The organism is Nocardioides marmorisolisilvae, assembly GCF_003725775.1.
GTDB classification, from domain to species: Bacteria; Actinomycetota; Actinomycetes; order Propionibacteriales; family Nocardioidaceae; genus Marmoricola; species Marmoricola marmorisolisilvae.
Window position 1 is genome coordinate 684,603 of the sequence record NZ_RJSG01000002.1, and the last position, 24,045, is coordinate 708,647.

Below are 24,045 nucleotides of genomic sequence, written 5' to 3' on the forward strand. Positions count from 1 at the left end.
CGAGAGATGGCTGACATCCACGCGCTCCCTGCTCACGGGGACGTGTTCCTGGACGCCCGGGACGACGGGCGGGCGATGCGGCTGTCGTGGCACACCGAGGCCGGCGGCATGGCCGTCCTGTCGATCTGGCGGGCGGGAACCTGCGTCTCCACGTTCCAGCTCGGTCGCGAGGACATCCCCGACCTCATCGACACCCTCGTCCGCGGGCTCGCCGAGGACCAGGCGCAGCACCGGACCGGCCAGGCCTCCTAGCCCGCCAGGTCGACCTGTTCGTCCTCCTGGTGCTGCCTGCGGTACGCCGCCGGCGAGATGCCGACCTCGGCCTTGAAGTTCGCCCGGAATCCAGCGGGTGACATGCCGACGCGTTCGGCGATCAGCTCGACCGGGACGTCCGAGCCTGCGAGAAGCTCGCGACTGGCGCGGATGCGTTCACGGACCACCCACCGGCCCGGGCTGATCTCCATCGCCTCGTTGAAGCGACGCTCGAACTGCCGGGTGGAGAGCAGCGCAACCCGGGCCAGCGACTCGACGCTCAGGTCTCCCGCGAGGTTGTCCCGGGCGTGGTTGACCGAGGTGGCGATCGGGTCGTCCAGCGGTGCCGAGGAGACCGGCTGCTCGAAGAACTGCGACTGACCGCCCTCACGGTGCGCGGCGACGACCATCCAGTTGGCCAGCCGGCTGGCGATCTCCGGGCCGTGGTCGCGCCGGACCAGGTGCAGGCACAGATCGACCCCTGCGGCGACCCCGGCCGAGGTCAGGATCCGGCCGTGGTCGACGTACAGGACCCGGGGACGGACGGTCACGGCCGGGTAGCGCTCGGCGAGGTCGTCGGCGAACCGCCAGTGCGTGGTCGCCTCCAGGCCGTCCAGCAGTCCGGCGGCAGCGAGGATGAAGGCCCCCGCGCAGATCGAGGCGATCCGGGCGCCTCGGTCCCGGGCGCGCTGGAGCTCCGCGACGACGGCCGGCCGGGCCGCACGCTCGATCTCGTAGACGCTGGAGGGCACGATCACCGTGTCGGCCGTCCGGATCGCCTCCAGGCCGGCCGGTACGTCGATGTCGAAGCCGGCCGCGGTGCGGACCGGGCCCGGGTCCTCGGTGCAGATCGTGAGGTCATACCACCACGGGACGACGAGGTCGGGGTGCAGTGTGGCGAACACCTCGCCGACGGTGCCGAGCTCGAAGGTGTTGACGCCGTCGAAGACGAGGCAGGCCACGCGGTGGGGGCGTTTGCGGGTGCTGATCTCCATGACGTGATTCTGGCGGAAGATGACGAATCCGTCGCTGGGATTTCGCGCCGCCGCACGCGACGGTGGTACCTCCCACCAACACAAGGAGAAAAACGATGCCTACCTTCATCGACGTCCACGAGGGCTTCGTCGGAGTCACCCAGGAGCAGTTCGAGGCGGCCCACCAGGCCGACCTGGACATCGAGGCCAGCGAGGGCGTGCACTTCGAGCGCGCCTGGCTGGACCCGGTCAGCGGCAAGGCGTTCTGCATGGCCACCGGCCCGTCCCTCGAGGCGGTCCAGCGGGTGCACGAGCGCGCCGGCCACCCGGCCAAGGAGACCTACGAGGTCCCGGTCGAAGTGGCCTGACATGGCTCTCGACCTGCGGCCCCACCCTTGGCGGGGAGGTGACCATGGCACTCGAACTGCGCCCGAACTGTGAGGGCTGCGACACCGACCTCCCGCCGGAATCACTCGAGGCGATGATCTGCAGCTACGAGTGCACCTGGTGCGTGGACTGCGTCTCGCGCCTGCACAACGTGTGCCCGAACTGCGGTGGCGGCTTCGTGCCCCGTCCGATCCGGCCGGTGAACGAGTGGCGTCCGGGGTTGTCGGTGGCCAAGCGGCCGCCGTCCACCACCCGGGTGCACCTGGCCTACACCTGGGCCGAGGTCGAGGAGTTCGCGGTGCCGATCGCCTCGATCGCACCGCACCGGCGCTGACGCCCGTTCAGCGCACGCGGCCGGGCCGACCCACGCGGCCCGGCCGCTTTCCCTTCCCCGAGGAGTTCCCGATGTCCCTGCGTCTCGCCGAACCCGGCGTCACGACCCTGCTCGACGGTCCACCGCTCGAGCGCCTCGGAGCGTGCGCGCACCTGCGCGGCTTCGACGGCGTGCACGGTGGGCTGACCCTGGCTCTGCTGGCCCGCCGCATGCTCGCCGACTCTCCCGGCCACGAGCTGGTCAGCCTGGAGGGTCGCTTCGTGCGGACGATGCTCCGGGGAGCCCGCCTGGACTCGGCCGTGGTCAAGCGCGGTCGGACCGCGGTGTGGAGCACCGCGGTCGCGCAGGACGCCGACGGACCGGTGGTCACCGCCGCCGGGTTGCTCCGGCCCCGGGGAAGCGACCTGGGAGACCTGCGGGCCCCGGCCGTGCCGTGCGCGAGCCATCCGGAGGGACTCCCGGAGCTGCGGCTCCCACCCGCCTTCGCCGCCGTGCTCGACCAGGTCGAGATCCGCAACGCCGGCAGCACCCGGCCCTTCGGCGGCCACGAGACGGCCGAGCTGCTCGCCTGGGTGCGCATCATCGGCGACGACCAGCCGCTCGACGCGCTCCGGACCGTGTTCATGGTCGACGTGCTGGTGCCGTCGCTCACCGCCACCCTGACCGAGCGCGCCGCCGTCCCGTCGCTCGAGCTGTCGGTGCACCTCGGACGGATCCCGCCGGTCGCATCGTCCTGGCTGCTGCTGCACGCCCGGACGACCCGCATCGCCGGGGACGCCTGGGTCACCGAGGACGTCGACGCCTGGACCCGCGAGGGAGTGCACGTGGCTACGGCGCGCCAGCTGCGGCTCGTGCTCGAGGTGTGAGCCACGAGACGAAAAAAGATCGCGAAAAGTTGTCCGAAAACGCTGCCCTGGTTCGTCGTACCAGTGAGACCACGAATCGACGTCAGGAGGCAGTCATGTGGGACACCGTGCAGACCAACGAGGTGCACCTCTCGCACGACCTTCCCTGCGGTCGGTGCGGGCACGCGATGCACACCTTCCTCGCGTGCAGCGACACCTGCGACTGCGTCCCGGCCGCGATGCCCGGCGGGGTCCTGGTTCCCGCCTGAGCTAGGCGGCGACCGGTCGGGCCGACGCGGGGCGCGGCCAGCAGCGCCAGATCAGCAGCATCGGGATCACCAACCACGGCAGGTTCATCGGCAGGTAGGTGCCCAGGTGCGGCGGGACGTCCGGCCCGAGGAACGTCTGCATGAAGTAGAAGTACATGTTGACCACCGCGCTGACGGCGTAGACGAGCCCCAGCGTCATCAGCCACGGCCACGACTTGAGCTTCCAGAACCCGATCGTGAGGACGATCAGCAGCACCGACTGGACGAAGCCGTCGTACAGGATCGAGGCCTGCAGCGTCGGCGGGATGTGCAGGTGCTGCGGCTCCTGCTCGACGGCCCAGGAGTGCAGCGATCGCAGGGGCGGCCACGGGCTGTCCGCGGTGACCGGGACGCCGAGCGACTCGGGAAGGCTGAGGATCAGGCTGTTCAGGATGCCGATGACGAAGAACGGCAGGAACAGGTAGTCCAGGCGGTGCCGGGTGAGGGTCATGGGCAGTAGCGTGCCGCACATGTTCTTCATCGTGGTCAAGTTCCAGACCAAGCCGGAGTGGACCGAGAAGTGGGTGGACCTGATCACCCCGTTCACCGAGGCCACCCGGGCGGAGCCCGGAAACCTGTTCTTCGACTGGTCGCGCAGCGTGGACGACGAGAACGAGTGGGTGCTGGTCGAGGGGTTCACCGACGAGGGTGCCGGCCCGCACGTGAACAGCGAGCACTTCCAGAAGGCGATCGCGACCATGCCGCAGGCGCTGGTCCGGACACCACAGATCATCAGCCGGCAGATCGACGGCAACGGGTTCGAGCCGATGGGGGAGATGTCCGTCACCGAGTGACCGGGAAGCATCCCGGTGCACGCGCTGTTGGACCACGACGTGACCTCACTCTTCGAGCCGCTGACCCTCGGCGACCTGACCCTGCCCAACCGCGTCGTGATGGCGCCGCTGACCCGGATGCGGGCGACGCCGCCGAACGACGTCCCCAACGACCTGATGCTGGAGTACTACCGCCAGCGCGCGGGTGCGGGGCTGATCGTCTCTGAGGGCACCCAGATCTCGCCGATCGGCAAGGGGTACATGGACACCCCGGGCATCTACAGCGACGAGCAGGTCGCCGGCTGGCGTCGGATCACCGACGCCGTGCACGCCGAGGGCGGTCTGATGGCAGCGCAGCTCTGGCACGTCGGCCGGGTCTCCCACGAGTCCTTCCACGACGGCGAGCTGCCGGTCTCGGCCTCGGCGCTGGAGTACCGCAACCGCGCCACCATCAAGGGTGAGGACGGCAAGCCTCTGCGCGCGAACTGCCCGACACCGCGCGCGCTCAGCGTCGAGGAGATCGCTGAGACGGTCGAGGACTTCCGGCGGGCGAGCGCGAACGCCCGCGAAGCCGGCTTCGACCTGGCCGAGATCCACGGCGCGCACGGCTACCTGGTGCACCAGTTCCTCAGCGCGGAGAGCAACCACCGCACCGACCAGTACGGCGGGTCTCTGGAGAACAGGCTGCGCTTCGCCGTCGAGGTGATCGACGCGGTGATCGAGGGCTGGGAGCCGTCCCGGGTCGGGATCCGGCTCTCGCCGCTCGGCTCCTTCAACGGCCTGGAGGCGAACGAGATCGAGGAGATCCTCGCGCTCGCTGCCGTGCTGGAGGAGCGCGGCGTGGGCTTCCTGCACCTCTCCGAGCCCGACTGGGCCGGGGGACCGGTGCTGGACGACGACTTCCGCCGCCAGCTCCGGGCCGCGTTCTCCGGCGTGATCATCGGCGCCGGCAACTACACGCCCGAGAAGGCCGAGCGACTCCTCGAGGCGGGTCTGATCGACGCCGCCGCCTTCGGCCGCGCCTTCCTCGCGAACCCGGACCTGCCCGAGCGCCTGCGCACCGGTGCCGAGCTCAACGAGCCGGACCTGAGCACGTTCTACGGTGGTGGCGCGACCGGTTACACGGACTACCCGGCGCTCGAGCCTGCCTGAGCGCCGTACGACGGCAGAAACTGTCGGTGGGCGGCCCTAGGTTCGGGGTATGGCACTTCCGGAACCCCACCCCGACCGGCGCCCGGGCAACGACGGATCGGGCCGTCGTTCAGTCTGACTCCGACGCGAGGCCGGTCAACGCTCGAGGATGGCCTTGAGACGAGCCAGGTCCTTCGAGGTTGCCCGCCGCATGGCGACCTCCATCATCGGTGCGGTGATCCGCGCGAAACCTGAGGGTTCGCCGCGGTTGGTGAGCGTCATGCGTGTTCCGGAGCCCTCGTCGCTCCAGGCGTACGTGGTCTCCATCGGGAACGGGCCGTCCGCGGTCCTCATGACCAGGCGCTCGTCGGCCACCAGTTCGGCCACCTCGTAGGTGTAGGCGATCCGTCGTCCGAGGAAGTGCGCCACGAAGTCCATCCGGGAGCCCACGCGTACTGGCGGCTCGGTCAGCATCGCGACTGACCGGATGTTCACGTACCACTCGGGGGCATTGGACGGGTCGCCGGCGTACGCCGCCACGTCGTGACGCGGTCGTTCGATCACGGTCTCGACCTGTACCTCGACGCCCATCCGCCCAGTGTGCCGCGCGCCCCACGCTGGGGGCGACCTACAGACAGCGTCCTAGAACGTGTTCTAGTCTCGTGCCATGCGGTTCTCGATCAGCGTCGCCTTCCAACCCGTAGACCACCTCGTGGCCATCGCCAAGGCGGCCGACGAGTGCGGGTACGACGCCCTCTCCATCCCGGACCACGTGGTCGACCTGGAGAGCCTCGAGACGCCGTACCCCTACACGCCCGATGGGGCGCGTCGCTGGGAGCACGACGCGCCGTGGCCGGACCCGTGGGTCCTGGTTGGCGCGCTGTCCGCGGTCACGACGAACCTGAACTTCTACACCTCTGTCTACGTCGCCGCCCTGCGCAGCCCGTACCAGGTCGCCAAGTCGGTCGGCACCGCAGCGGTGCTCTCCGGCAACCGGGTCGCCCTCGGTGTCGGGGTCGGCTGGTGCCGCGAGGAGTTCGAGCTGATGGGCGAGGACTTCGGCACCCGCGGCAAGCGAACCGACGAGGCGCTCGACCTGCTGGCCGAGCTGTGGAGCCCTGGTTGGAACTCCCACGACGGCGAGTTCTACCCGACGCCGCGGCTGGTCATGGAGCCGACGCCCACCGTCCGGATCCCGATCTACGTCGGCGGACTCTCCGAGATCGGGATGCGCCGTGCCGCGCGCCACGACGGCTGGATCGGTGATCTGTACTCGATCGAGGAGGCCGGCGGGCACGCCAAGCGGCTGGCCGAGATCCGCAAGGAGCTGGGGCGCGAGGACCAGGACTTCCGGTTCATCACCGCGCTGAACGACGCGTTCCTGCCTGAGCACTTCGCCGCGGCCGAGGCGGCCGGGGTCACCGACACCTGGACGATGCCGTGGGCCTACTACCACGGCCTGGACTGCACGGTGGAGCAGAAGGTCGACGGCATCCGGCGCTTCGCCGAGGACATCATCAAGCCTCTGGGCTGACCGGAACCTGCTCGACGGGTGTGGAGGTCGCCCGTGCCGCGGGTCCGGGCAGAGCGAGGGCGCAGGCGAGGCCGACGACGAGCACGCCGGTGAACACCGCGACGACGGTGTGGTGCTCGTGCAGGACCTCGGCCCGGCTGCCGTGGAGGTCGACGAGCCGTCCGAGAAGGGCGATGCCGGCCACGCCGCCGAGGTAGCGCATCGTCGAGGAGACGCCCGCCGCCATGCCGCTGCGGGCCGCGTCTATCGCCGACAGGGAAGCCGTCTGGGCCGCCGGACCGGAGAGACCGAGCCCGACGCCGAGGAGCGCCAGCGGCAGCCGCACGTCCCCGGAGTGGTGGAGGTCGGAGCGCAGCATCACGAGGATCCCGGCCAGGCAGACCGCGGACCCGGTGACCGCGAGCGGCCGCGGTCCGAGGCGGTCGGTCAGCCGCCCGGCGACCAGCGAGAGCAGCACCATCGCGACCATCAGGAAGATGAGCAGCTGCCCGGTCTCGCGCGCCTTCAGGTCGAAGCGGTTCTCCAGCACGAGCGGGAGCTCGAACAGCAGCGCGTACATCACCAGGTTCTGCAGCCCGATCAGCAGCGTTCCCGCGGTGAACGGCAGCGAGCGGAACAGGTCGAACGCGACGACCGGGTCGCCGGCCCGCCCCTCCCACCAGCCGAACCCGCACAGCAGCACGGCTCCGACGGCGAGCAACGGCCAGGCGTCTGCGTTCTTCTGCTGGGCGCCCAGGACCACCAGCACCAGCCCGGCGGTGAGCAGCGCCGACCCGGGCCAGTCGAAGGCCGCCGTCCCGCTCGGGGTGCGGACGTGCTGGACGCTGGCGGCCAAGATCGCGGAGACGGCCAGCACCGGGACGTTGGCCAGGAAGACCGCCTCCCACCCGAACGCGTCGACCAGGACGCCTCCGAGGATCGGGCCCAGGGCGGCGGCGAAAGCCATGGTCGCGCCGAACGAGCCGAAGGCACGTCCGCGCTGCTCTGGCGGGAGCTCGACCCGCAGTAGAGCCACGGTCGCAGGAACGACCAGCGCGCCACCGGTGGCCATCAGGATCCGCGACGTCGCGAGGACGGCGAGGCTGGGCGCCAGGAACCCGAGGACCGCGCCGAGGCCGATCGCGCCCTGGCCGAGGGCGAAGACCCGCCAGTGACCGATCCGGTCGCCGAGCTTGCCGCCCGGGCTCTGCAGCGCGATCGCGGCGATCAGGTACGTCGCGACCAGAGCCTGGGTGACGGTGGCTGACGAGTGGTGGAACTGGTGCGCGATCGAGGGCACGGCGACCGCGATCATCGTGGAGTTCAGCGGCATCAGGCTCGCGGTGAGGCGTGCCGCGAACAGGCCGCGGCCGACGCCGGGATCAGCCATGCGTGATCGGCCGACGTTGCAGCAGGTGCAGCCGGTCGGCGGCGAAGGCGAACTCGATGTCGTGCGCGGTGCTACCGAACACCTCGTCGCAGTGCGTGGCCAGATCGTGCAGCTCTTCGAGCTGGGAGCCGTCCAGGCAGCACCGCTCGACGAGCTCTCCGGTGATCTCGCTCTCCGCCACCGTGCCGTCGGCCTGCAGGTGCAGGGCGAGGTCCTTCTCGCCGGGCCAGCGTTCGATGAGGTGCCCGTCGTCGGGGGCCAGCCGGTACTGGTCCGGGGTGACGCGTCCGCTGACGACCATCTCGCCCAGACCCCAGCTGGCCTCGATCACCCGCTCGTCCGCTCCGCTGACCGGGTTGCGGGTGAACATGACGCCGGCGACGTCGGCCGCGACCATCTTCTGCAGCACCACCGCCATCCGTGGGGCCGGGTCGAGGCCGCGCTGCCGCCGGTACTCCGCGGCGTTCTCGTCCAGGGCCGAGTCGAAGACCTGGTGGACCGCATTCCGCAGGGCCTCGGGGCCGACCACCCCCAGCACGCTGACGTGGGTGCCGGCGAACGAGGCGTCCTCGGAGTCCTCACCGATCGCGCTCGACCGCACCGCCCACGGGCAGGCGTCCGCGACCGCGAGCACGTCGGTCAACGCACTGCTGTCGCCGGAGACGAACGCGTTGACCGAGGTCCAGTCGAGCGCGTATCCCGACGGCACCGGCAGGCCGGCCCGGAGCGCCTCGGAGAGCTGGGCGGACTTGCCGCCGAAGGCCTCCGGATCGGCGGCGTCCTCAAGTGGCCGCAGTGCGCCGGCGCTCACCCGAGGATGGTCACTTCACCGGTAGCACCGTCGACACGCACCCGCGTGCCGTCGGTGATCTTGGCCGTGGCCTCGCGCGTCCCGACGATCCCGGGGATGCCGTACTCGCGCGCCACGATCGCGGCGTGGCACAGCTGGCCGCCGCGGTCGGTGACGAGCGCGCCGAGCATCGGCAGGACCACGTTGAAGTACGGCGAGGTCATCCGGGTCACCAGGACGTCACCCTGCTTGATCTTGTCGAAGTCCTCCGAGCCGTCGACCAGGCGGGCCGGTCCCTCGTACACGCCGGTGTTGACCGAGAGACCCCGCAAGACGGTCTCAGAGTTCGGTGCGTCCGAGACCCCGAAGAGCGAGCCGAGGAAGGTGTTGATCGCCAGTGCTGCACGGCGTGCCCGCTCGGGGAGCCACTCCGCGGGCGGCGGCTCGGGAGGCATCGCCCGCAGGAACGGCGGGGCGTCGTTGATCGTCATCGAGGTCCGCCAGGTGAAGCGGCCGGCTACCTCGGACGCGGACGGTCCGCTGCCGCCGAGCAGGAGAGAGCGTGCCTCGGCGGCGCTGAGCTCGACGGCGTGCTCGGCGAGCTGGAGCTGCCCCGACTGCTCCAGGCGCCGACCGACCTCGAGCATCGTCCTGCGGACGATCCCGGCTGCCCAACCGTCGGAGAACACGCCGCGCTCGTCGCGCAGCCGGTACATCAGCCGGACCTCGGCCAGGCGGTCGTCGAAGTCGTCGCGGTGCTCGGCCGGAACCCGGGAGCGGATCCCGTCCAGGCCGAGGTCGTCGTCCGGTCGTGCACCCGCGCCGGCGAGCGTCACCCGCAACGCCTCCAGCAGGGCCTCGGGCAGCTCGCCGGCAGCTTTCTCGCCCGGGTCGTACCCGACGCAGCGCCAGCGGACGGCGTCCAGGTAGGCGGTCACCTCGCGCCCGACCTCGGCGTGCGCGGCGAGCTCGTCGAGGATGTCCTGGGCCGCGCCGGACCTGGTGAGCACTGCCTGGCCGCTGTCGGAGACGGCCAGCGCCTTGGCGGCGAGGTCGAGCTCCTCGGCCGCAAAGCCTCGGGAGATCGCCGAACGTCCTCGCATCAGGCCGAGAAGCTCGCCGCTCGAGGCACCGGTCCAGGCCGACGCGCCGGCCAAGAAGTCACCCGCGGTGATGCAGGCGGGGATCGTGTACTTGTGGTGCAGCTGGACGCTGTCGACCAGGTGCCGGGCGCACACGTCGACGTTGTCGGCCAGAGCGGTCGCATCCAGGGAGCCGACGTCGATCGCCTGGAGCTCGCGGTGGCGGGCGATCGCGGCGGGCTTGTCGACCTCGTCCCAGCGGACCAGGTCCTCGCGCCAGATCTTGCCCGCAAAAGCGGCCTCGGCGACCCGGTGACGGCGACGCATCTCGGGGTGGATCCGGCTGACCAGCTGCAGGACCGGCTTGGGCGGTGTCCCCATGGCGCCTTCCGGCGCACCGATCGGCACGGGTTGGGCGTAGATGAACGATTGCGAGAACCCCGGCTCGAGGTGGGAGAGCAGCAACCCGAAGCGGGAGGTGCCCTCCCGGAAGCCGGCCGGGAACCCGTCCCGGAACGCCTGCTGGAGGAGCAGCGTGGCCGGGCGGCTCATGTGGGTGGCCTCGAGCTCCCACGGCCCCTTGCCCGGAGGCTCGAAGACACGGCCGTTGACGGTGATCGACTCTTCTGTGCTCATGACGCCCCCCGGCGATTCGATGACTGCCCCGAGTGTTCACCTCTCGTTCACCCTGCGGCAAGACCTCGCCTTACCGGTTCCTTACGGCACTAGGGTGCGGCCATGACACGTGCAGAGGTGGCTCGCTGCTGGATCTACGCCCTGATCGCCCTGGTCGCGTTGGTGGGGACCCAGTGGGCCCTCGTCGACTTCCTGTCCAGCTCCGGGAGCCTGGGTGACCTCACCAAGGGCCCCGGACCGACCTTCACCCTGATCGACCTGCTGGCAGTGGCGGTCGCGGCGACGATCTTCATGGTGGTCGAGGGCCGTCGGATCCAGATGCGCTGGCTGTGGGTCTACGTCGTGCTGGTGTTCACCGTCGCGGTCAGCGTGGCCTTCCCGCTGTTCCTGATCGGTCGGACCCGCACCCTGGCCGCGGCGCGCGACCTGTAGTCTCCGAGCCACCATGGCCGACCCCACGAGCAGCCCCCCGGTCTCGGTGTTCATGACCGTGCTGAACGAGGAGGCCGCGCTCGAGACCTGCGTCGCGCGGATCTTCGAGCAGGACTACGCCGGCGACTTCGAGCTGGTGGTCGCGGTCGGCCCGTCGAAGGATGACACCTGGGGCGTGGCGAGCAGGCTGGCCGAGAAAGAGCCGCGACTGACGGTCGTCCGGAACCCGACCGGGTACACCCCGCACGGCCTCAACGCAGCGATCGCGGCGGCCCGGCACGACATCCTGGTCCGCGCCGACGGGCACGCGTTCCTGCCCGACGACTACCTCACCGCGGTCGTGGCCCTGCTGGAGAGCAGCGGCGCGGCCAACGTCGGCGGCCGGATGGTCCCGGAGGGCGACGGTACGGTCTCGGGCGCGGTCGCGGTCGCGATGAGCTCGCCGTACGGGATCGGCGGAGCCGCCTTCCACGTCGGCGGCGAGGCCGGACCCCAGCCGACCGTCTACCTCGGGGCGTTCCGCCGGGCCGCGCTGGAGGAGATCGGCGGGTACGACGAGCACTTCATCCGGGCCCAGGACTGGGAGCTGAACCACCGGCTGCGCGAGGCCGGGCACCTCGTCTGGTTCGACCCTGCCCTCGGGGTCAGCTACCACCCGCGCTCCTCGTGGAAGGCGTTCGCCCAGCAGCAGTTCCGCACCGGCGGGTGGCGCCGTCGCGTGATCGAGGAGCACCGCAACACCGCCAGCGTGCGCTACCTCGCCCCTCCGCTCACCGTGCTCGCGATCCTGGTCGGCCTGCTGGCCGCCGCGCTGTCACCGCTGCTGGGCGGCTGGTTGCTGCTCGGTCTGGCCGCGCCGGTCGGCTACCTCGCGATGGTGATCGTGCTCGGGCTTCTCGAGGGCCGTGGGCAGCCGTGGCCGGTCCGGCTACGCGTGCCGGTGGCGTTCGCGGTGCTGCACCTGTCCTGGGGCACCGGGTTCCTGCTCCGCGCCCGCTGACCCCTCAGAGCTCACGGATCACGCGGGCCGGGTTCCCCACGGCGACCGCGTTCGCGGGGACGTCCTTGGTGACCACCGACCCGGCGCCGATCACGGCGTTGTCGCCGATCGTGACGCCGGCCAGCACGATCGCGCCGCCGCCGATCCAGACGTTGGCGCCGATCGTGATCGGACCGGCCGCCTCGACCTTGCTGCGGCGCTCGTCCGCGTCCAGCGGGTGCGTCGGGGTGAGCAGCTGGACGTGCGGGCCGATCTGGGTGTCGTCACCGATCGTGATCGGGGCGCAGTCCAGCGCGGTCAGACCGAAGTTCGCGAAGACCCGGTCGCCCACGGTGAGCTGGGTGCCGTAGTCGACGTACAGGGGTGGGCGGATGGCGACGTCCTCGCCGACCGAGCCGAGGAGCTCCTTGAGGATGCCGGGACGGACGAGCTCGCGGGCGGAGTTGTACTCGGTCATCAGCTCGCGCGCCCGGCGGGCCGCGGCGACCAGCTCTGGGTCGTCGGCGAAGTAGGGCTCGCCGGCCAGCATCTTCTCCCGTGCGGTGCGTTCGCTCATGCTCCCGAGACTAGGCCGGGGCGGCGACCTCGAAGTCGGCGAGGTCCAGGGTCTCGGTGCGCGCCTTGTACTCCACGACCGTCCCGGGCCAGTTGGTCGTCACCCGACCACCCTCGTCGCGGTACCAGCTGCTGCACCCGCCCCAGACGCTGGCGGCCAGACGCTGCTGGACCTCGGTGTCGAACGTGGAGGCGGCGTCCTCGCGGACCGCGACGCTCCCGGTCGCAGCCGCCACCTCGACCAGCTGGCGGATGAATGCCGACTGCGACTCCATCATGTTGATGATCGAGCTGCCGCCCAGGTTGGTGTTCGGGCCGTAGACGATGCCGAAGTTCGGGAAGCCGGGCAGGCAGATGCCCAGGTAGGCGCGGGCGCCCTCGGCCCAGACCTCGTTGAGGTCGGCGCCGTGGCTGCCGGTGATCTTCATCGGCGCGAGGAACTCGGTCGCGGCGAAGCCGGTGCCGTAGATGATCACGTCGCACGGGTGCACGACGCCGTCCGCGGTGCGTACCGCGTCGGGCAGCACCTCGACGACGTGCTCGGTCACGACGTCGACGTTCTCGGCCGCGAGCGCCGGGTACCAGTCGTTGGAGAACAGCAGCCGCTTGCACCCGATGGGGTAGTCCGGACGCAGCTTGGCCCGCAGCTCGGGGTCGGGGATCTGGCGGCGCAGGTGCACCTTCCAGGCGGCCTCGAGCACCTTCTTCATCGGGTTCGTGCCGACCAGCGACTTGTTGAGCTGCTCGGACATCACCCAGGTGAGCTTGCGGCCGAACGCCTGGCTGCGCGGGTACCGGGCGAAGGTGCGCTGGTGGGTGCGGGTGTAGGCGCGGTCAGCCTTGGGGACGACGTACGGCGCCGACCGCTGAAAGACGGTGACCGCGCCGGCGACGGGCTGGATCCCGGGCACGAACTGGATCGCGCTCGCGCCGGTGCCGAGCACGGCGACCCGCTTGCCGCGCAGGTCGACGTCGTGGTCCCACTGCGCGGAGTGGAACGCGGGGCCGGCGAACGAGTCCGCCCCGGGGATCTCGGGGATCACCGGGCGCGAGAGCTGGCCGACCGCGGAGACCAGGAACTCGGCGTCGTAGGTGTCGCCGTCCGCGGTCTCGACCCTCCAGGTCGCCGTCGCGTCGTCGTAGGAGGCAGCCGTGACCTCGACCCCGGTGCGGATCCGCTCGGTCAGGCCGCGCTCGTCGGCGACGGCCCGGATGTAGCCGAGGATGTCGGCCTGGCCGGAGTAGCGCCGCGGCCAGTCGGGCTTGGGCGCGAACGACCACGAGTACAGCGAGGACGGCACGTCGCAGGCGGCGTTCGGGTAGGTGTTGTCGCGCCACACCCCGCCGAGGTCCTCGGCCTTCTCCAGGATCGTGACGTCGGTGAAGCCGTGGTCGAGCAGCTCGATGGCCGTGCCGAGGCCACCGAAGCCGGCGCCGATGATGAGGATCCGCGGTGAGGTCATGGGACGACGGTAGGGAACACCCGCCGCGTACGCCGAGTGCAGAGCGGCCACCGAATTGAGAATTCAGGCCATACTTGGCGGGTGACGCCGACGCTGCCCGAACCGGTCACCCGGGACTGGGACTTCGCGCGCGGTGTCGGCGGCATCGCGGTGCTGGTGGAGTACGCCGGCGAGCGGGGACTGGCGGCGACGGCCGTCCTCGCCGGGACCGGCCTGAGCGTTGCCGACCTGCGCGACCTCGATCGCGAGGTGACCGCCGCCCAGGAGCTGCGGGTGGTGCGGAACCTGATCGGCGCCGGGCACGCGGACGGGATCGCGGTCGGCCGCCGGTACCACCTCTCGGCGTTCGGCATCTTCGGCTACGCGCTGCTCTCCAGTCGGACCGTGCTGGACGCGATCACCGTCGCGCTGCGCTTCCTCGACCTCACCTACATCTTCGTGATCCCGCAGGTCCGGCTCGAGGGGGACCAGGTGCTCGTCGAGCTCGACGCCGAGACCTTGCCGGCCGATGTCCGCGAGTTCCTCGTGGAGCGTGACCTGGCGGCGATCGAGACGATGATGGCCGAGACCGTCGCCGGCCCGTTGCCGACGGTTCTCTCGGTGCAGCGCCGGACCCTCGCGTTCCCCGCCGAGCTCCTCGAGCGGCCGCTGCCGCAGGCGAATCCGACCACCCAGGCCCTGTGCGAGCAGTTGTGCGCCGACCTGGCCTCGCGCCGGCGCGACGGCAGCGGGCTGGCGCAGCAGGTCCGGGTGCTGATCGCCCAGCGGCTGGCCTTCGACCCGTCGCTGGGTGGGGTGGCCGCAGGTCTGGGGCTCAGCGACCGGACGCTTCGTCGTCGGCTCGCGGCCGACGGCACCTCGTTCCAGGTACTCCTGGACCAGGTGCGGTCAGCTCTGGCCGGGCAGCTGCTCGGCTCGGGGGCGCTGAGCGTCGAGGAGGTCGCCCACCGGCTGGGGTACGCCGAGGCGTCGAGCTTCATCGCTGCCCACCGACGTTGGCACGGGAGCACGCCGACGGGCCGCGTGCGCGCGTAGGGAAGGTGCATACTCAGGGCCATGTTGACCGTCGCCTGCGTCTTCGCCGGGCTCGCCGCCCTGACCCACGTCTACATCTTCTGGATCGAGGCGATCGTCTTCGAGACCACCGGCCGCAAGGCGTTCGGGATCGGGGCCGAGGACGCCGCGCTGATGAAGTCCCTGTTCTACAACCAGGGTTGGTACAACCTCTTCCTGGCCATCGGCACCGGCGTCGGGATCGCGCTGATGGACTCGAACCGGGACGCGGGGGTCGCGCTGGTGACGCTCGCGACGGGTTCCATGGTGGCCGCCGCACTGGTACTCATCACCTCGGACAGCAGCAAGGCTCGCGGCGCCGTCGTCCAGGGGACGTTCCCGGCTCTGGGTCTGATCGCGCTGGCGATCTGGGCGCTTCGCTGATTGAGGTGCGAGCGCCAGCGAGCCTCGAAATCTAGGGCACCAGGAACGTCCGCGGCAGGCGGGCGATCCGCCACGGCCGCCGACCGCCGACGACCGTGATCCCGTGCAGCGTGGCGCGGCCGAGACCGAACCGGCCGTACAGGTTCAGCAGCAACGCCTCGGTCCGCCCGTAGACGATCACGTCGGCCCCCTCGCGTCGACCGGCCTTGCGGCTGGTCAGCTCGCCGTCGACCAGATCGAGCACCCACGCGTTCGTCTCCGGGGTCCGGATCTCGAGCTTGAGGTCGCCAGGCGCGTCCGCGCGCACGTAGCCCGGAGCGACCTGGAACCCGGTGGCCAGCACCATCGCCGCGTTCCGGCTGCCGATCTTCCACTGCTTGCCGCGCGCCAGTGCGACGTCCCGCCCGTGGATCAGGAACTCGCCCACGAGGTTGGACAAGGCGGCTGCTCCGTCGAACTCCTGGCCGCCGTGGAAGGGGAACCGCTGGTGCAGATCCATGTCCCGCGGCAGCTTCTTCTCGATGTCGGCCAGCGCCTGCCAGGTGCGGTCGAGGACTTCCGCGACGCTGTACTGGCCCAGGGCCTCGAGCTCGGCGTCGTTCTGCTGGGTGACGCCGGAGCCCTCCGCGCTCAACCCCTCGCGGCTGGTGATGTCGCGATCGGTGTACCGGTTCAGCACGTTGAGCACGTGGCCGGCGACCTGGGCGGCGTTCCAGTAGGAGCCCTTGAGCTCGGTCTTGCCCGGTGTCACCGAGAGAAGTGCGGCGAAGCGCCGGTGTGCCTGGTGCACCCGGTCCCAGAGCTCGTCCCCGGTCGTGAAGACGAGCTCGTCGTAAACCCCCGTGGTCGACGCCATCAGGTGATCGTCATCCCACCGTCTACGGGCAGCGTCTGGCCGGTGACGTACCCGGCGGCGTCCGATGCCAGGTAGACGACGGTCGCGGCGAGCTCACGCGGGTCGCCCTTGCGGGCCATCGGGATCCGCTCCTGCTGCTTCTCCAGGTAGCCGGGCGGGTACTGCTCGGTCATCTCGGAGGCGAAGAAGCCGGGTGCGATCGCGTTGACCCGGATGCCCTTGCGCCCGGTCCACTGCTGGGCCAGGTCGCGGGTCAGACCGATCAGGCCGGCCTTGCTCGCGGCGTACGCGGCCTGGGGGAGACCGGCGGTGGTGATGCCGAGGACCGAGGAGATGTTGATGATCGAGGAACCCTTGCCCATCACGCGGCCGCACGCCTGCGCCATCCAGTAGCAACCGTTGAGGTTGATGTCGATGACCTCGCGGAACTGCTCCGGCTTCTCGGCGGTCGCGGGGACGGCGGTCCCGACGCCGGCGTTGTTGACCAGGATGTCGACCCGTCCGAACTCGTCCATCGCGGCCTTCACCAGGGCCCTGCAGGACTCGGGGTCCGCGACGTCGGTGGCGACCGAGAGTGCTCTGCGTCCTGCGCCCTCGACCAGGGCGGCGGTCTCGGCGAGCCGCTCGACCCGACGGGCGCCGAGGGCGACGTCGGCCCCGGCCTCCGCCAGCGCCTGGGCGAAGGCGACGCCCAGTCCCGAGGACGCGCCGGTGACGATCGCAACCTTGCCGTCCAGACGGAACAGGTCGTTGATTCCTTCAGTCATGGGCGCATCATGCCGGATCGGGGATCGGGGGTCACACACCATCGCCGTGGGTCGGAACCGGGCGTAGCATCGAACGCGGGCCGCCCGCAGCGGATGCGGAACCGGTCCGCTGGAGGTCAGGATGTGCAACTTCGAGCTCGACCCGCAGGCGTTCGCCCAGCGTCGCGTCGAGATGATCGCCCTGGCGGATGAGCGCCGGCTCGCGCTGGTGCTGAAACCGGCCCGCGAACGGCGCGAACGAGCCCGCCGCAAGGCTCGGGTCCCGCTGGTCGGCCCGGTGCGGTTGAACCCCTCGCCCGTTCCTCGCTAGTCGCGGTGCAGGCCCGCCTGGAAGACGCGCTCGATGCTCGGTGGGTCCTTCTCGAGCAGACCGGCGGGCCGGATCGGGCGGGAGGAGAAATTGCCGCCGCAGTTCGGGCAGACCTCGCCGAGGCAGTGCTCGACGCAGTGCGCGCAGAAGGTGCACTCGTAGGTGCAGATCATGGCGTCGGCGGCATCGGCACCGAGGTCGACGTCGCAGCACTCGCAGTTGGGTCTCAGGTCGAGCACTTCGGCTCCGCTCTGTGCCGGGGGTGGGGTCTTAGCTCCAGCATCAGATCCCCGCTCGGAAGGTGAAGAAGTCCGACCCGCGCCGGACCTCGATATCGGTGAACCCAGCCGCCGCCAGCCGCTCGGGCAAGGCCTCGGGGTCGACCACGTTCATCACGTCCCCATGATGGGCGAGCCGGAAGACCGGGGTCGAGAGGCTGTCCGAGCCCGCGAACACACCACCCGGCGTGAGTACCCGCCGCGCTTCGGCGAACAGTCGGTCCTGGAGGTCGGCCGTCGGCACGTGGTGCAGCATCGTGGTGCAGACGACCGCGGAGAATGCGGCCGGCTCGAACGGGATCGAGGTCGCACTGCCGTGGATCACCGCGACGTCGTCGAACCGCTCGGCCAGGTCGGCCGCCAGGTCCGGGTCGAGCTCGAGGCTGGTCAGGGTCGGGAAGCGGTCCTTCAACCAGGCGGTGCTGGCGCCGCGCCCGGGACCGAGCTCCAGGACGTGGTCACCGAGGTCCTGGTCGGCCACGACCTGCGGCAGGATCCCGCCGGTCAGGTGCCGTCGCCAGTGGCCGGTCCCGCAGTACCAGCGGTGGAACCGGTTCATGTTCTTCGACGGCACCCGCTGATGGTGCCATGGCCTGGAGGCGTTGGTGCTCGATGTGGGTCACGAACGGGGAAGTCATCGCGCGCACCAGGGCGCCGTACCCGAGCGCAAGCTCGACCTCGTCGCCGACCGCGATCGGGTGATCTCCCACGTCGAGGACCAGGTGGTCGCTGCTGGCCCCGAGCATCGTGATCCCCGCCGGCGGGATCAAGCCCTCGGGGTCGACATCGTGTCGACCGACGGCGAGGATCGCTTGTCGCACGGTTCCGGTCCCGGTGCGTTCGGGGAACTCGCCGAAGGCGGTCTGCGCCCGGTCGCCCCAGGGTTGGGCGGGCTTCTCCCGCACCTCGATCACCTCGGCGTAGAGCCGGAAAGCGTCGGTGTGCAGTCCGTCGATCGGCGTACGGTGCAGCGGCTCGGTCCCGAGCAGGATCGCCTCACCCAGTCGCAGCTCGTCGATCCTGCCGACATCCGCTGTCGTCATCGCCCAGCCCAGGTTGGCGGAGTTGCCGCCCGAGACGATCTCCAGGCAAACACCGTGGGCGTGCTCGACCTGCAGCGCCAGCCGGGTGAGCTCGCCCATGTTCGCGTCGTCGGGCACGACGCCGTTCTGGCAGGCGAGGTTGGTGCCGATCCCGACGAGTCGCAGCGCCGGTCGATCCAGGACGGAGCCGGCGGCAGCCAGGAGCTCGTCAGCCGGGATGCCCTCGCGCAGATCTCCGAGCTCGACCATCAGGACCACGTCATGGGTACGCCGGTACCGGACCGCTGCGGCCCCCAAGGCGTCCAGGACCGCGCGCTCGGTGTTCAGGCTGGCGTTCGCGACACGGACGACCTGGCCCGCCTGGCTGAGCATCGGTGAGCGGATCAACGTGCGTGACGTCGACCCGCCCAGCCCGGCCAGACGGGACAGGTTCTGGAGACGGGAGTCGCCCAGGCCGACAGCCCCGCCGCTGACCATCGCTGCGCCGATGCCCGGAGAGCCGAGGGTCGCCTTGGTGATCCCGGTGACCCGGATACCGCGCGGGGTGAGCCGGTCGACCAGCGTCCGGGTGTTCTGCTCGATCTTGTCCAGGTCGATCTCGACCCGGGGCGCGCTCATGAGCGGACCGTGGTGAGTTCCGGTGCCAGCTCGGGGAACGCGGCCAGCACCATCTCCACGAGGTCAGCGGCCGGCCGGGTCAGCGGGTCGGTGACCGGGAGGCCGAGCTCGAGTCTGTGGACGGCGATCGCGTCGTCGATCTCGTCCGGGCTCATCTCCTCGTGGTTGATCGTGACGCCGATGACCCGGGTATCGGCGAACGCCTCGATCAGCTTGATCTCGCTGGCCGCGGTGGGCATCGGCATCATCGGGAAGTCGCCGAGCACCCGGCGCTTCGGAGCGTGCTGCACGATCACCCCGTCGGGGCGGCTGCCACGCAGGATGTGGCCGGAGGAGAGGTACGCCGGGTGGCTGAGTGCACCCTGGCCCTCCACGACGATGACGTCCGGACTCTCGTTCTCGAAGGCGAGGACCATCTGGTGCTCGACCTCGCCGGAGATGAACTGGGGGACCAGGGCGTCCAGCGCGGCGCCGTACTTGCCGCCCTGGATCAGGGTGGTCTGGCCGGTGCCGACCATCACGGCCCTGATCCCGTGCGCGTTCATCGCCTGGACGAGCAACGTGGCCGTGGTGCGTTTGCCGATCGCGCCGTCGGTGCCGAGGACGGCGATCTTCGGGCAGGTGACGTCGAAGATCCGGCCGGAGAACAGGTGCAGGTCACGGGTATCCTTGGGGCGGCGTACATCGGTGATGGTGACCTGGGCGAGCAGGGCCGCCGCGACGAACTCGGCGTCGTCGTTGAGGAACTCGTGCAGGCCGTTGATGATGTGCATACCGCGGGCGATACCGTCGAGCAGCACGACGCGCTGGGCATCTGACAGCAGGCCGTCGGCAGGTGCGACGCCGCAGATCAGGTAGTCGGGGACGTGGCCGGCATGGGCGATCGCCTGGTGCAGGTCGGCCAGCACCGGGATCCCGTTGGCGACACCGTCGAGGAACGCACCGGAGTCGAGACCGGCGTGCCGGCTGTCCAGGACGCTGAGGATCTCGTACTTCTGCGAGTGCCGGACCAGCCCGTTGGCGGTCTTGCCGTCCTGCTCGCCGAACTGGTCCTCGCAGTACACGATCGCGGTGGAGCCGGCAGGCAGGGCAGGGTCGAACACGGACGAACCGCTGGTGAGCGTCATGACGTTCCTCTGAAGAAGTCTCAGAGGAGGCGACGATCGAGAAGACGTCTGCCCTGAGGGGCGGCAAGAGTGCCGACTTGATCAGGGTAACTGCTGCCGGGTCATTCCCTTGCATCCGCCGGGACCGTCCGGCGGTAGCATGGGTGCATGAGGTTCCTGCTCCTTACCTAGCCGCAGCGCGTGAACGCGTTGCGGCTGCCCCTCTGCGCGAGGGGCTTTTTCATGCCAGGACACCTCCCACAGACTTCGGAGAAGGACAGATGAGCGAGCGAGACGAGCAGGTCGGGTACGACGTCCACGCCACCGAGGCCAAGTGGCTGCCGGTGTGGGACGAGCTCGACCCGTTCCGGGCGGACGACGCCTCCCCGAAGGAGAAGCGCTACCCGCTGACGATGTTCCCCTACCCCAGCGGCGACCTGCACATGGGTCACGCCGAGGTGATGGCCCTGCACGACGTCATCGCGCGCTACTGGTGGCTGCGTGGCTACGAGGTCATGAACCCGATGGGCTGGGACTCGTTCGGCCTGCCTGCGGAGAACGCCGCGATCCGCAACGACGCCCACCCTGCGGAGTACACCTACGCGAACATCGAGACCCAGTACCACTCGTTCAAGAAGTACGGCATCGCCTTCGACTGGTCGCGCCGGCTGCACACCTCCGACCCCGAGTACTACCGCTGGACCCAGTGGCTGTTCCTGAAGTTCCGTGAGCGCGGACTGGCCTACCGCAAGAACTCGCCGGTCAACTGGTGCCCGAACGACCAGACCGTTCTGGCCAACGAGCAGGTCGTCGACGGCAAGTGCGAGCGCTGCGGCGCGGAGGTCACCAAGCGCGAGCTGACCCAGTGGTACTTCAAGATCACCGAGTACGCCCAGGAGCTGCTGGACGACCTGGACGTGCTGGCGCCGACCTGGCCCGACCGGGTCGTCACTGCGCAGCGCAACTGGATCGGCCGGTCCGAGGGTGCGCACTTGGACTTCAGGATCGCCGGTCGTGACGAGCCGCTGACGGTGTTCACCACGCGCCCGGACACCATCTTCGGAACGACCTTCATGGTGGTTGCCGTCGACTCGGCGGCGGCCGAGGAGCTGGTCACCGACGGGCAGCGGGCGGCCTTCGAGGCCTACCGCGAGGAGATCCGCGCGGCCTCCGACATCGAGCGTCTGGCGACCGACCGTCCCAAGACCGGCGTCGACCTGGGCATCACCGCGACCAATCCTGTCACCGGCGACGAGATCCCGGTTTGGGCGACGGACTACGTGCTGGCCGACTACGGCACCGGCATCGTGATGGGCGTGCCCGGCGGCGACCAGCGTGACTGGGAGTTCGCCACCAAGTTCGAGCTGCCGATCATCCGGACCACCGAGCCGCCGGCGGACTGGGACGGTGAGGCCTACAACGGGGAGGGTGCGGCGATCAACTCGCCGGCCACCGGAACGGCGAGCGGCCTGGACATCAACGGAATGCCTGTCGCTGAGGCCAAGAGCGCGACGATCGCATTCCTGGAGCAGTCGGGTACCGGTCGCGGGACGGTCAACTTCCGGCTGCGCGACTGGCTGCTGAGCCGCCAGCGCTACTGGGGCGTGCCGATCCCGATCATCCACTGCGACACGTGCGGCGAGGTCCCGGTTCCTTACGACCAGCTGCCGCTGGAGCTGCCCGAGCTGAAGGGCGCCGACCTGAAGCCGAAGGGCGTCTCGCCGCTGGCCGCGGCGACCGACTGGGTCAACGTCGACTGCCCGAGCTGTGGCGGCCCGGCGACCCGGGACTCCGACACCATGGACACCTTCGTGGACTCGTCCTGGTACTTCCTGCGCTACTGCTCGCCGAACGACGACACCCAGGCCTTCGACTCGGCGCTGGTCAACGCCTGGATGCCCTGCGACATCTATGTCGGTGGCGTCGAGCACGCGGTGCTGCACCTGCTGTACGCCCGGTTCTTCACCAAGGTGCTGGCCGACATGGGGCTGCTGGACTTCCGCGAGCCGTTCGCCGCTCAGCTGAACCAGGGCTTCGTCATCAACCGTGGCAAGAAGATGAGCAAGTCGCTGGGCAACGGCGTCAGTCTGGGGGACCAACTTGCGGAGTTCGGGGTGGACGCGGTTCGGCTGACCCTGGTCTTCGCGGGGCCGCCGGAGGACGACATCGACTGGGCGGAGATGTCGCCCGGCGGTTCGCTGCGCTTCCTGCAGCGCGCCTGGCGGCTGAGCGGTGACGTCACGTCGACGGCCGGTACGCCGTTCGTCGCTGAGGGCGGCGACGTCGCGCTGCGCAAGCAGACCGCCCGCACGCTGACCGACGCCGCCGAGCTGGTCGAGTCCTACCGGTTCAACGTGATGATCGCCCGGGTGATGGAGCTGGTGAACGCCACCCGCAAGACCATCGACTCGGGCGCGGGCCCGACCGACCCGGCTGTCCGGGAGGCTGCCGAGGTCGTCGCGATGCTGCTGTCCCTGGTCGCGCCGTACACGGCCGAGGAGATGTGGGAGCGGCTGGGGCACCAGCCCGGTGTCGCGCGCTCCTCGTGGCCCGAGGTCGACCCGGCGCTGCTGGTCGAGGACACCGTCACCGCGGTGGTCCAGGTACAGGGCAAGGTCCGCGGCCGCCTGGAGGTGTCCCCGGACATCTCCGAGGCCGACCTGGAGGCCGCCGCGCTGGCGGACGAGGCCGTGCAGCGGGCGATCGACGGGGCCGAGGTGCGCAAGGTGATCGTGCGCGCGCCCAAGCTGGTCAACATCGTCCTGTGACGCGGCTTGTTGGTTGAGCCTGTTCCTTCGTTGGTTGAGCCTGTCGAAACCTCTAGGCTCCACCCATGTCCCTCGCTCTCGTCACCGACTCGACGGCGTCGCTGACGCCCGAGGTCGCGTCGAAGTGCTGCGTGACGGTGGTGCCGCTCCAGGTCGTGATCGGCGCGGAGTCCTTCGACGAGGGCGTCGAGGGCGGTGCGACCCCGGCGATGCTGGCCGAGGCGCTGCGCTCGTTCCGGCCGGTGAGCACCTCCCGGCCAAACCCGGACGAGATGCTCGAGGTCTACGAGCGGCTGGCGTCCGAGGGTGCGACCGGCATCGTCTCGATCCACCTCTCGGCCGATCTGTCCGGGACGTTCGAGTCGGCCCAGCTCGCCGCGAAGCGTTCACCGATCCCGGTCGTCCCGGTGGACTCGCGCCAGGTCGGCATGGGTACCGGCTTCGCCGTGCTCGCCGCGGTCGAGGCGCGTGACGCCGGCGCGGATGCCTCTGCTGTCGCGGAGGCTGCGAAGCAGCGCGCCTCTGCGACGACCTCGCTCTTCTACGTCGACACCCTGGAGTACCTGCGTCGCGGCGGCCGGGTCGGTGCGGTCGGCGCGCTGCTCGGCTCGGCGCTGGCGGTGAAGCCGATCCTGAAGGTCGAGGACGGTCGGATCGGGCCGTTCGAACGCGTCCGAACGGCGGGCAAGGCGTTGAGCCGTCTCGAGGAGCTCGCTGTCGCCGCGGCCGGTGAGGCCGAGGTCGACGTCGCAGTCGCGCACCTGGCGAGCCCGGAGCGGGCCGAGACCCTCGCCGAGAAGCTGACGACGCGTCTTGCCGAGGGACTCGACGGACGCGAGGTCGCGGTTGGCGAGATCGGCGCCGTGCTCGGCGCGCACGTCGGGCCGGGCATGGTGGCGGTCAGCGTCGCTCGGCGAACCGTCCACAAGGACTCTGACGAGGCCTGATCTCCACAGGCGAGGCGACCGGAGTCGTCACTCCCGTGCACGCTCCCTAG

Annotated in this window: 29 protein-coding genes; 15 read left to right on the forward strand and 14 right to left on the reverse strand. The window is 70.3% G+C overall.

The annotated features are described in order from the left end of the window. The first annotated feature begins 6 nt into the window (after positions 1 to 6). Positions 7 to 252, forward strand: coding sequence for a hypothetical protein (locus tag EFL95_RS07105; protein WP_123233328.1), 246 nt, complete (start codon positions 7 to 9; stop codon positions 250 to 252). Here EFL95_RS07105 and EFL95_RS07110 read toward each other — a convergent pair. Next, positions 249 to 1,247 carry a GlxA family transcriptional regulator gene (locus tag EFL95_RS07110; protein ID WP_123233329.1) on the reverse strand — a complete coding sequence of 333 codons (999 nt, stop codon included), beginning with the start codon at positions 1,245 to 1,247 and terminating at the stop codon, positions 249 to 251. The genes EFL95_RS07105 and EFL95_RS07110 overlap by 4 nt on opposite strands. Before the next feature lie 95 nt (positions 1,248 to 1,342). Between EFL95_RS07110 and EFL95_RS07115 the strand changes: the two genes are divergently transcribed. From EFL95_RS07115 to EFL95_RS19450, 4 genes are all read left to right on the forward strand, one after another. Then, positions 1,343 to 1,594, forward strand: a complete 252-nt coding sequence (locus tag EFL95_RS07115) for an SCO4226 family nickel-binding protein (protein ID WP_123233330.1) — start codon at positions 1,343 to 1,345, stop codon at positions 1,592 to 1,594. Positions 1,595 to 1,638: 44 nt separating this feature from the next. Continuing rightward, on the forward strand, positions 1,639 to 1,947 hold the full coding sequence (locus EFL95_RS07120) for a DUF1272 domain-containing protein (RefSeq protein ID WP_123233331.1): 309 nt from the start codon (positions 1,639 to 1,641) through the stop codon (positions 1,945 to 1,947). Between the two features lie 71 nt (positions 1,948 to 2,018). Continuing rightward, positions 2,019 to 2,813, forward strand: a complete 795-nt coding sequence (locus EFL95_RS07125; protein WP_123233332.1) for a thioesterase family protein — start codon at positions 2,019 to 2,021, stop codon at positions 2,811 to 2,813. A gap of 95 nt (positions 2,814 to 2,908) precedes the next feature. Beyond that, positions 2,909 to 3,061, forward strand: a complete 153-nt coding sequence (locus EFL95_RS19450; protein ID WP_183407073.1) for a hypothetical protein — start codon at positions 2,909 to 2,911, stop codon at positions 3,059 to 3,061. A gap of 1 nt (position 3,062) precedes the next feature. On the opposite strand, the gene EFL95_RS07130 is transcribed toward EFL95_RS19450, so the two are convergent. Beyond that, complete coding sequence (locus tag EFL95_RS07130) at positions 3,063 to 3,551, reverse strand: DUF2781 domain-containing protein (RefSeq protein WP_183407074.1); 489 nt, start codon at positions 3,549 to 3,551, stop codon at positions 3,063 to 3,065. 19 nt (positions 3,552 to 3,570) lie between these two features. On the opposite strand from EFL95_RS07130, the gene EFL95_RS07135 reads away from it, so the two are divergent. Then, positions 3,571 to 3,894, forward strand: coding sequence for a putative quinol monooxygenase (locus EFL95_RS07135; RefSeq protein WP_123233334.1), 324 nt, complete (start codon positions 3,571 to 3,573; stop codon positions 3,892 to 3,894). A 39-nt stretch (positions 3,895 to 3,933) separates the two neighbouring features. Continuing rightward, on the forward strand, positions 3,934 to 5,025 hold the full coding sequence (gene nemA, locus EFL95_RS07140) for an N-ethylmaleimide reductase (RefSeq protein ID WP_123234842.1): 1,092 nt from the start codon (positions 3,934 to 3,936) through the stop codon (positions 5,023 to 5,025). Positions 5,026 to 5,160: 135 nt separating this feature from the next. Here the strand turns inward: nemA and EFL95_RS07145 are convergent, their stop codons facing one another. After that, complete coding sequence (locus EFL95_RS07145) at positions 5,161 to 5,595, reverse strand: SRPBCC family protein (protein ID WP_123233335.1); 435 nt, start codon at positions 5,593 to 5,595, stop codon at positions 5,161 to 5,163. A 76-nt stretch (positions 5,596 to 5,671) separates the two neighbouring features. On the opposite strand from EFL95_RS07145, the gene EFL95_RS07150 reads away from it, so the two are divergent. Next, positions 5,672 to 6,538 (forward strand): TIGR03619 family F420-dependent LLM class oxidoreductase, encoded by an 867-nt coding sequence (locus EFL95_RS07150; protein WP_123233336.1) that lies wholly within the window; start codon positions 5,672 to 5,674, stop codon positions 6,536 to 6,538. Here EFL95_RS07150 and EFL95_RS07155 read toward each other — a convergent pair. The 3 genes from EFL95_RS07155 to EFL95_RS07165 are packed head-to-tail and all read right to left on the reverse strand — an operon-like array spanning position 6,522 to position 10,415. Beyond that, a complete protein-coding gene (locus EFL95_RS07155) occupies positions 6,522 to 7,907 on the reverse strand; it encodes an MFS transporter (protein ID WP_123233337.1) in 1,386 nt (461 codons plus the stop codon). The two genes, EFL95_RS07150 and EFL95_RS07155, sit on opposite strands and share 17 nt — an antisense overlap. Beyond that, positions 7,900 to 8,718 (reverse strand): PEP/pyruvate-binding domain-containing protein, encoded by an 819-nt coding sequence (locus EFL95_RS07160; protein ID WP_123233338.1) that lies wholly within the window; start codon positions 8,716 to 8,718, stop codon positions 7,900 to 7,902. Before EFL95_RS07160 ends, EFL95_RS07155 begins: the two co-directional genes overlap by 8 nt. Further along, entirely contained in the window at positions 8,715 to 10,415 is a 1,701-nt protein-coding gene (locus EFL95_RS07165; RefSeq protein ID WP_123233339.1) for a PEP-utilizing enzyme, read from the reverse strand. The genes EFL95_RS07160 and EFL95_RS07165 overlap by 4 nt, the downstream gene beginning before the upstream one ends. A gap of 102 nt (positions 10,416 to 10,517) precedes the next feature. On the opposite strand from EFL95_RS07165, the gene EFL95_RS07170 reads away from it, so the two are divergent. After that, positions 10,518 to 10,847: a DUF2834 domain-containing protein gene (locus EFL95_RS07170; protein ID WP_123233340.1), complete on the forward strand. Its 330-nt coding sequence runs from the start codon at positions 10,518 to 10,520 to the stop codon at positions 10,845 to 10,847. 13 nt (positions 10,848 to 10,860) lie between these two features. Continuing rightward, entirely contained in the window at positions 10,861 to 11,847 is a 987-nt protein-coding gene (locus EFL95_RS07175; protein ID WP_123233341.1) for a glycosyltransferase family 2 protein, read from the forward strand. Between the two features lie 4 nt (positions 11,848 to 11,851). Here EFL95_RS07175 and EFL95_RS07180 read toward each other — a convergent pair whose 3' ends face one another. Then, entirely contained in the window at positions 11,852 to 12,403 is a 552-nt protein-coding gene (locus EFL95_RS07180) for a sugar O-acetyltransferase (RefSeq protein WP_221176344.1), read from the reverse strand. Positions 12,404 to 12,413: 10 nt separating this feature from the next. Further along, on the reverse strand, positions 12,414 to 13,865 hold the full coding sequence (locus EFL95_RS07185) for a flavin-containing monooxygenase (RefSeq protein WP_123233342.1): 1,452 nt from the start codon (positions 13,863 to 13,865) through the stop codon (positions 12,414 to 12,416). Between the two features lie 81 nt (positions 13,866 to 13,946). Here EFL95_RS07185 and EFL95_RS07190 point away from each other — a divergent pair, with 81 nt between their 5' ends. Both EFL95_RS07190 and EFL95_RS07195 read left to right on the forward strand, forming a co-directional pair. Continuing rightward, positions 13,947 to 14,900: an AraC family transcriptional regulator gene (locus tag EFL95_RS07190; protein ID WP_123233343.1), complete on the forward strand. Its 954-nt coding sequence runs from the start codon at positions 13,947 to 13,949 to the stop codon at positions 14,898 to 14,900. 21 nt (positions 14,901 to 14,921) lie between these two features. Then, on the forward strand, positions 14,922 to 15,302 hold the full coding sequence (locus EFL95_RS07195; RefSeq protein WP_123233344.1) for a DUF1304 domain-containing protein: 381 nt from the start codon (positions 14,922 to 14,924) through the stop codon (positions 15,300 to 15,302). 31 nt (positions 15,303 to 15,333) lie between these two features. Here the strand turns inward: EFL95_RS07195 and EFL95_RS07200 are convergent, their stop codons facing one another. Further along, a complete protein-coding gene (locus tag EFL95_RS07200) occupies positions 15,334 to 16,158 on the reverse strand; it encodes a DinB family protein (RefSeq protein ID WP_123233345.1) in 825 nt (274 codons plus the stop codon). After that, complete coding sequence (locus tag EFL95_RS07205; RefSeq protein ID WP_123233346.1) at positions 16,158 to 16,925, reverse strand: SDR family NAD(P)-dependent oxidoreductase; 768 nt, start codon at positions 16,923 to 16,925, stop codon at positions 16,158 to 16,160. Before EFL95_RS07205 ends, EFL95_RS07200 begins: the two co-directional genes overlap by 1 nt. Positions 16,926 to 17,046: 121 nt before the next feature. On the opposite strand from EFL95_RS07205, the gene EFL95_RS07210 reads away from it, so the two are divergent. Next, complete coding sequence (locus EFL95_RS07210) at positions 17,047 to 17,235, forward strand: hypothetical protein (RefSeq protein ID WP_123233347.1); 189 nt, start codon at positions 17,047 to 17,049, stop codon at positions 17,233 to 17,235. Here the strand turns inward: EFL95_RS07210 and EFL95_RS07215 are convergent. The 4 genes from EFL95_RS07215 to EFL95_RS07230 are packed head-to-tail and all read right to left on the reverse strand — an operon-like array spanning position 17,232 to position 20,301. Beyond that, complete coding sequence (locus EFL95_RS07215) at positions 17,232 to 17,474, reverse strand: DUF1272 domain-containing protein (RefSeq protein WP_123233348.1); 243 nt, start codon at positions 17,472 to 17,474, stop codon at positions 17,232 to 17,234. The two genes, EFL95_RS07210 and EFL95_RS07215, sit on opposite strands and share 4 nt — an antisense overlap. Positions 17,475 to 17,517: 43 nt before the next feature. Next, the gene (locus tag EFL95_RS07220; RefSeq protein WP_221176345.1) at positions 17,518 to 17,994 is read right to left on the reverse strand and encodes a class I SAM-dependent methyltransferase; all 477 of its coding nucleotides are present in this window, start codon (positions 17,992 to 17,994) and stop codon (positions 17,518 to 17,520) included. Next, the gene (locus EFL95_RS07225; protein WP_123233350.1) at positions 17,972 to 19,174 is read right to left on the reverse strand and encodes an alanine/ornithine racemase family PLP-dependent enzyme; all 1,203 of its coding nucleotides are present in this window, start codon (positions 19,172 to 19,174) and stop codon (positions 17,972 to 17,974) included. The genes EFL95_RS07220 and EFL95_RS07225 overlap by 23 nt, the downstream gene beginning before the upstream one ends. Continuing rightward, a complete protein-coding gene (locus tag EFL95_RS07230) occupies positions 19,171 to 20,301 on the reverse strand; it encodes an N-acetyltransferase DgcN family protein (RefSeq protein WP_183407075.1) in 1,131 nt (376 codons plus the stop codon). Before EFL95_RS07230 ends, EFL95_RS07225 begins: the two co-directional genes overlap by 4 nt. 260 nt (positions 20,302 to 20,561) lie before the next feature. Here EFL95_RS07230 and leuS point away from each other — a divergent pair, with 260 nt between their 5' ends. After that, positions 20,562 to 23,048, forward strand: coding sequence for a leucine--tRNA ligase (gene leuS / locus EFL95_RS07235; protein WP_123233351.1), 2,487 nt, complete (start codon positions 20,562 to 20,564; stop codon positions 23,046 to 23,048). Between the two features lie 65 nt (positions 23,049 to 23,113). Then, on the forward strand, positions 23,114 to 23,995 hold the full coding sequence (locus EFL95_RS07240; RefSeq protein ID WP_123233352.1) for a DegV family protein: 882 nt from the start codon (positions 23,114 to 23,116) through the stop codon (positions 23,993 to 23,995). Positions 23,996 to 24,045: the final 50 nt, after the last annotated feature.